Source organism: Roseobacter sp., from assembly GCF_045106495.1.
Taxonomy (GTDB): domain Bacteria; phylum Pseudomonadota; class Alphaproteobacteria; order Rhodobacterales; family Rhodobacteraceae; genus Roseobacter.
Genome location: NZ_JBGCEQ010000038.1, coordinates 1 through 6,937, shown reverse-complemented (window position 1 = coordinate 6,937; position 6,937 = coordinate 1). Strand labels below are relative to the sequence as shown.

The window sequence follows — 6,937 nt, the reverse complement described above, 5'->3', positions numbered from 1 at the left end:
CGTAAAGGATCACGCTCTTAGGGAAATGGTTCCCTTTGAAATCAATCGTCACGGGTAGGCGCTCGCTTTCAAACTCAAAAGCCCGGACCTAACATGTGCGAGCCAGTCCAACCAACCGAGAAAACTTTGCGACAGAACCCTTCAACTCGTGTTTGTCTGCAGATTTACCGTTGTCATCGTTACTGGTCATGGTCATTTACCTTTTGAATTTTGTTAGCTCTAATCAAAAGAGATGCCGATGCGACAGCACGTGCCCCGCTGTGACAGGTTATTTGCAACAAGTTAGACGGGTAGAACCAATTACGATTTGAAGTGAGTGACGCGAGAGCTTGTCCGTGCAGATCGATACTGGCCGATGCAGCCGAACCCGTTCAATCGCCTTGGTCAGGAAGGCTTTCGCCGCATTTGAACGAGGATATCTGCATCTTTGAAAAACTGATGCCAAGATAGCAGGCGGTAAACTCTCTTTCCTCAGGGCGTTTTCTGTAAGTCTGAGGCTACAAGATATAGGACTGAAGGCTTGGACCAAGGGCAAATGCAGTCGCTCGATCTGGGTTTGTCAGACCATTACAACGGCGTTTGCGGCAACAAGTGCCGCTATCGCCGCCTGGACCTCGGCGTAGAGTTCGGCTTCAAGTGCCTCAGCATCAATTTCGACGATCAACGCATCGCGCACAGAGGGCAGGCCTTCGGCTAACGTTGTCCAACGAGTTTTCCTTGCACCGCTTGATCGCTACTGACGATCGAACCCTTGGATCATGGACCTCGTGAGTGTGCTCAGAACAACGCTCTGCCGGTTTTGGGGCCGACGGTATTTCTAAACGACCAACAATGTCATTACCGAAGATATCGCTCTGCAATACCTCGAAAATCACATCGCCGATCCTACCGGCATCAGCCCGTAGCCGTTCAGTCGGACTGAGCCTTATGGTCTTTCCAGACGCAGCTCCCCAAAAGAGATACCGCTGTCCCATTGTCATCAAACAATGGCAACAACACTCTTTGGTATTGGACCGGCTCCTCGCCATAGTCGGTTGTTATGATATCCCAGTAATGCGGTTCACCACGCGCGAGTTGCTGGGGGAAGACGCGCGCCACGCGATTTAAGGTTCGCTCGTTCATGACTTCGGAATACGCTGTTCCAACAAGTTTTCGCCCGTTTCTTTTTCCCACTTCAGATCCGACCGCAATGAATCGAAAGTCGACGTCATGCTGGGTCGCATCTGTACGTTCAACCCAAAACAATCCCGGGTGCTCTCTTGCGACCTTCTCAAACGGAAAGTCAGCTTTCGTTGGGGGACGTGACACTCGGATCGCTTGCCACGCATTGTACAAGGCAACAAGCACGTCAGGTGCATCGTCAGGAAGTTTTTGCATGAGGTCTCCGCAGGCATGTTTGGCGATAGGCTATTACCTCCCAGTATTGGTTGTCTTCGCAAGAGCGCGCCCTATGATTGGGTGTACTTTCGACGCCAAAGGTTTAACACTTGACGACGGACCTCCAAACCACCAGTAGAAACGCGCCATCAGAGGCATATCTGGTTGTGGCAACCGCAGGGAAAGATCTGGGTCGCTTTTGTGCGACCTATGGTGTGGAACTGGAGCCCTTGGCGCAAGCGCTCCAGCTGGATGCCCAATCCTTTTCTGACTTCGATGCCCGCATGAGTTTGGATGCGTTTGCGCGTCTGATGGAGGCACTGTCTGTTGTAACAGGGGATGATCTGTTTGGGCTCAAATACGGGCTCTTTTATGGCCTTGGTGGTACGGGGCCTGTTGGTCTGGGAATGAGCGCAGCGCCGACTTTTCGGGAGATGTTCCGTTTTTTTTCGATGTACGCGACGCTGATTGTCGACATGGACGTTTTCGAAACAACAATCGAAGACGACAGGTTTACGGTCGAATGGACACACTCCCCGCTTATTGTTCGACGGGATCAGTTTGTTGATTACTCGCTTGCCGGGGTGTTGCGGGTTTTTCAGCAGCTCGCTGCCGGCAACTTGAGAATGCTGGAAGCACAGCTGGAAAGGCGCGCACCATTTGATAAGTCATTGTATAAAAAAAGCTTTGGTCTGGATTTCACATTTGAAGCGAGCTTAAACCAGTTCGCGATTTCGCGAGAAGCTCTGCAAGGCGTCAACCCGAACGGTAATCCAATCATGTTCGATTTTCTGCAGCAGCAATGCGCAGATATGATAAAGCAGCAACGCCGCAAGAAGGATATCGCCACTCAACTGAAGGAAGACTTCATAAGGAACATGTCATCAGGTCAATGCAGCATTTCCGCTGTGGCGAGCCGGCAAGGCATGAGTGAAAGAACACTGCAGCGCAGACTGATTGAGCATGGCACTGGTTTTGCGCAGCTGTTCGAAGAAACCAGGAATGAGCTTTCCATGCAGATGCTCACACAGACTGATCTGCCACTGGCAGAAGTCAGCTTCAGGTTGGGCTATTCAAGCCAGAGTGCCTACACAAGATCGGTCAGGCGCCAACATGGTGTTTCGCCGGGCATGATACGTCGCAAACAAACGCTGGCACCTTAGACCTTTGGTGGGGATGTCCGGTTCCGATGCTCATGGCGCCGAAAGGATAAGACTGCGCGCCTCCGGTCAATGACCTCACCTCCCCCACGAAGTATTCATCGGTCACTAGCGAATGTTAGCGCAACCGTATTGGTCTCGAATTCTTTGCGAAAGTACTGAAGGCTGATTGTAACTTGGGGGGTCGCCTGTTGAAATGCGGGACTTTGGAAAAGTGAAACACACAACGAATGATGAATTGCGACTGCTTGCCGTAAATTTCTCGGATGACCACCGGGAAGAGATCGAAGGCGGACTTATTCGGTCTGGTCAATGGTGCGTTTCATATATAGATTCCAACGTCGAAGCCGTTTCAGCGTGTCGCTCCGGGCAATACGACGTGATCTTTTACAAAGTTGACCCATTCTGCGCTGAGGGCATTTCATCAGTTGCCGACATACGAAGCGGTATGGGTCCATCAGCAAATGCGCCAATCATCACATTTTCCAATTTCAATCCAGCTGGCTTTCATCATCTGGCTGCGCAAGCGGGTTCCGACATACATGTAAAATTGCCTATGCAAGCCGATGAAGTGCTGAACTATATCATGGATGCCGATGAAAAACGTGGGCGGCTTGCCAAGTTCAGCCCGGATCGCCTGTCGTTAACCTGACTTCCTGGTGTTGCTGTGCTGGTTTTAAAACCTTCAGAACATACTCTCTGAACACGTAACGCACACCCTAAATCAGAGACTAATCCTTCAAGGATTAAAGCCCAAGCGGTCATCTTTTGTTTACCAATCTTGAGGTATCCGATTGACTTGCTTAGCGACCCTTCAGCGGAAAAACTCAAATGCGACTGCTTCTGATCGAAGACGACCCATCCCTTTCACGCAGTATCGAGTTGATGCTGACCGAAACCAACATGAATGTTTATGCTACAGATCTTGGTGAGGAAGGAATTGATCTCGCCAAATTGTATGACTACGATCTGGTCCTGCTCGACCTGAGCCTTCCGGACATGAGTGGATATGACGTTTTGCGCCAGTTGCGCCGCGCAAAGATCGACACGCCAATCTTGATCCTATCGGGCGCGGATGACACACAAAACAAGCTCACCGGGTTCGAAGCTGGCGCGGATGATTATATGACCAAACCTTTCCACCGGGACGAGCTGATTGCACGCATCAACGCCATTGTTCGCCGGTCAAAGGGCCATGCACAATCCATTATCCGAACGGGACAAATTGAGGTTAATCTTGATACTAAAACTGTCGAGGTAGCGGGAAATAGGGTGCCGCTGACTGGCACAGAATATCGAGTACTTGAGCTGCTTTCATTGCGAAAGGGCTCGACCATTACCAAAGAAATGTTCCTGAACCATCTATATGGTGGAATAGACGAACCCGAGCTCAAGATCATCGACGTCTTCATCTGTAAAATACGCAAAAAGCTGTCGGTTGCCACGTCTGGCGAGAACAACATTGAGACAGTCTGGGGCCGAGGCTATGTTTTGCGTGAGCCACAGCCATCGACAGTTGCGGAAGACGTCAGGCAAGCGGTAGCATAAGATCTTACTCGTATAGAATGGGACACACCATTCACATGTCAGAAGATGCAAACCTCGAGGCTGGAGGGCACGGCTTGATTGCCAGGCCATGAACTCCCGCCTTCGTGGTCCGCGCAGCGGATAGCGATTTGAGCTAGGATGATGCAAGTCCACACAGCGGTATCGGAAACAACCTGCCGGTGCCGCTGAAGAACGGCCCAAACTTTCGGCCTGCATCGCAGCCCAATCCGCCGGAAGATATTGAACCAAGTGGCGCAACAAAAGTCATTGCACAGTAGCTTTTGTGCTCAATAGCAATTGCCTAACCAATACATACATCGTCAGCGGTGTTTTGCCAAAACAATTCACAAGCTTGGCATATTTGTGTTAATGACCATTTACTTAGCCAATGGTTAAACAATTTGCCTACTTCGTTAAAAAACTGTGTTTCACGTTTCTCAGAGACAGACTGCAAGCTTTTTGTACCAAGTGAGCGCATGTCGTAAAAGGGGGGTTGGCTATGCTGGCTGTTGAAGACGTAACACAAGATTTGGCTGGTGGAAGGCTCGAGCTTACAGCAAGACTTTTCAATGAAGCCGCAAAATCATGCCCAACCATCGTTTGGAAGCCGTCTGAATTCGATTTGATTCACCCGACTATTCAAGCTTTTTCCAGTTTGGTTCGAACGGTTGGCGTTAGTTCTAAAGCGGTTCGGATAAAGCAATTTGATGCACTGGATTTGGAGAGTTTCAAACCCTGGATGATGAGACTGCGCGTTGTAGAAAGTGGCAATGATTTTGAGTACATGCACTACGGCGAATTCATTGCTGAAGCATACGGAAGAGACCTGACCGGGCATCGGACATCCTGCTTCACAGGATACATTCAAATTTTCTTTCAGTCGGTCTATGCTGCGGTGATCAAACGGAAGGAATGGGTTCTAAGCTGTCATGAACCGCCATCCGAAGTTTTTGTACACACTTGGCGCAGGCTCGTTATTCCATTGGAGAACGATAAGGGCGAGATAACCGAACTAGCGGTGATCAACGTGCCAGACAATGAATTTCGAGCCGGCTTCGAGGCTCTATCGGAGCCCATTCTTGTACTCAACGATCGCGGAACAATAGTTTTTGCAAACAAATCTGCTCAACAATTGTTTGGTGAAAGGCGCTTTTCCAGTGAAACAGTGTCCGTTTCAGAATACTGTGGGCTGGATTATGAACTACCCAAATTGGAAAAGGATCCAGGCGTTCAACACAAAACCTACTTCCAGGAACGGGTTTCAAACATTAAGCAGTTGATCGTTCATTTTGAAATGACGTCGAACGTGGCCTACTATAGAGGCAAGTTCTTCTTTGTGGTTTCTATCAAACCAAGCTGAATGAGGGGGTACCCACCGGCACTCAGCCGGAGCAGGACCCAAATTGTACACAAGTAAGATTGTTTTTCCCGAGCGTCAAAAATTAACAAAACGTTAACAACATATCTCTATCCTCGCTCCATGGAATTGGTTCCGGGGCTAATCTGTTGTGCAGATCAATAGCTGCTTCAGAACGCTTTCGCGTCCAAAAGCAGGTGGTCAGTGGTGTCGGTAGATGACGAAAGCACGGCTAAAAAAAAGCCATCGGGTTCAGCCGCCACAGGGCCGGATTTTAGCTCGACTGATGCGATCTGATACCGCCAAAGTTGCGCGCCTGTGCAATAACTCTATTTATCTCGTCAAATGTCAGACGCGCAGATTCTGAATGAGACCCGGCCTCGCGCTGTTCTCGGACAGCCTTGTCGGCGGCATCATAGAGATCGCGGATAATTTGCGCTTTTGCAATGCTGTATAGTTCAGCGGTGGGTTTTTTTATTGGCGTCATTTTTTGCTCCAGCACATCTACTACTTCATTAAGTTCGGAGTGATGAGGGGATAAACATGCGGGTTTTCCCCGTAAGTTCTTTAGGATCAGGACACCTGAAGCTCCAAATGCGACACAACTTGCCCTGTTTGCGCCAAGGTGAGAGAGGAGATCGAGAAACAGACCATCCAAAACCGCCGCCTGAAGAACCGATCCTCTGCCGCCTAAACTCAAGCAGAAACAGAACCAGAGTCGCCACTACGAAAACAACGCGGATCTCCGAAACACTTTGACGACAGACATTAAATACACTTTCGACGCCAAAGGCCCAGCATAAGCGTCCAGCATCATCTTGGTGTATTCAAGGGTGCTGAACGTGTGCTCCCCCAAACCAGGCCAAGCAAATGGTAACTTTCTCCAAGCCATCGACTGTTCCACTTCAATTCCAAGAAGCTCGGCCACAGCCAATGCCTGAATGGGATCTTTAGTTTCTGGCCACAGATCCTCATCAAACGTAATCCACACATCGTTGTTGTCTTCGTCGACGTCGATATCTGCAAACAATGCGCCCAAGCGTTCGCTGGCGTTTGCCGCATCTTCAACCAATGCGCAGCGGATCAGCAAAGTTATGTTCTCTTCGTCAAGCCTCAGCTGAAGCCTTGTATCTACAATATCGATTGTCGGATCAGTACTTCGCCCGCTGTCCGGGGTGTGTATTGGCATGGGTTGAGCATCTCCGTCACCTAACCAAAAGGCGCTTTCAAAGATATCAAGCGGAGACGCTTTGCATTTTGGGCAATGCCAGAGGTTATCGGCGATCTGGCGACCGGTGATCGCAGAGTTGCAGTGTAAGCAGAACCAACTGTCAGAGTCCGAACCGAACAAGGGGGGTTCTGTCGCAAAGTTCAGCGTTGGACGGAATGCAACGGTTCGTTGAGCGCAGTTATCCAGCGAGTGCCGCAAATTGCTGAAATGCGGATTGGCCTGAGTTGTCGAATTGCTGTTTGCGGATCATGTGTGCGACTTCGA

General features: G+C 49.8%; 7 protein-coding genes. 4 read left to right on the top strand and 3 right to left on the bottom strand.

Annotated features, from left to right (window positions below; all coding sequences use genetic code 11):
• Positions 1–909: 909 nt before the first annotated feature.
• The gene (locus tag AB8B75_RS18935) at positions 910–1,377 is read right to left on the bottom strand and encodes a PAS domain-containing protein (RefSeq protein WP_405364381.1); all 468 of its coding nucleotides are present in this window, start codon (positions 1,375–1,377) and stop codon (positions 910–912) included.
• A gap of 167 nt (positions 1,378–1,544) precedes the next feature.
• On the opposite strand from AB8B75_RS18935, the gene AB8B75_RS18930 reads away from it, so the two are divergent.
• The 4 genes from AB8B75_RS18930 to AB8B75_RS18915 all read left to right on the top strand — a co-directional run bounded on the left by AB8B75_RS18930 (position 1,545) and on the right by AB8B75_RS18915 (position 5,445).
• Positions 1,545–2,540 carry an AraC family transcriptional regulator gene (locus AB8B75_RS18930; RefSeq protein ID WP_405364382.1) on the top strand — a complete coding sequence of 332 codons (996 nt, stop codon included), beginning with the start codon at positions 1,545–1,547 and terminating at the stop codon, positions 2,538–2,540.
• A gap of 211 nt (positions 2,541–2,751) precedes the next feature.
• Complete coding sequence (locus AB8B75_RS18925) at positions 2,752–3,189, top strand: hypothetical protein (RefSeq protein WP_405364380.1); 438 nt, start codon at positions 2,752–2,754, stop codon at positions 3,187–3,189.
• Positions 3,190–3,368: 179 nt separating this feature from the next.
• Positions 3,369–4,085 (top strand): response regulator transcription factor CtrA, encoded by a 717-nt coding sequence (ctrA, locus tag AB8B75_RS18920; RefSeq protein WP_405364379.1) that lies wholly within the window; start codon positions 3,369–3,371, stop codon positions 4,083–4,085.
• A gap of 499 nt (positions 4,086–4,584) precedes the next feature.
• Positions 4,585–5,445 carry a PAS domain-containing protein gene (locus AB8B75_RS18915; protein ID WP_405364378.1) on the top strand — a complete coding sequence of 287 codons (861 nt, stop codon included), beginning with the start codon at positions 4,585–4,587 and terminating at the stop codon, positions 5,443–5,445.
• A 271-nt stretch (positions 5,446–5,716) separates the two neighbouring features.
• On the opposite strand, the gene AB8B75_RS18910 is transcribed toward AB8B75_RS18915, so the two are convergent.
• Together AB8B75_RS18910 and AB8B75_RS18905 are read right to left on the bottom strand one after the other, a co-directional pair.
• Positions 5,717–6,100, bottom strand: coding sequence for a hypothetical protein (locus AB8B75_RS18910; protein WP_405364377.1), 384 nt, complete (start codon positions 6,098–6,100; stop codon positions 5,717–5,719).
• Between the two features lie 66 nt (positions 6,101–6,166).
• On the bottom strand, positions 6,167–6,631 hold the full coding sequence (locus AB8B75_RS18905; RefSeq protein WP_405364376.1) for a hypothetical protein: 465 nt from the start codon (positions 6,629–6,631) through the stop codon (positions 6,167–6,169).
• Positions 6,632–6,937: the final 306 nt, after the last annotated feature.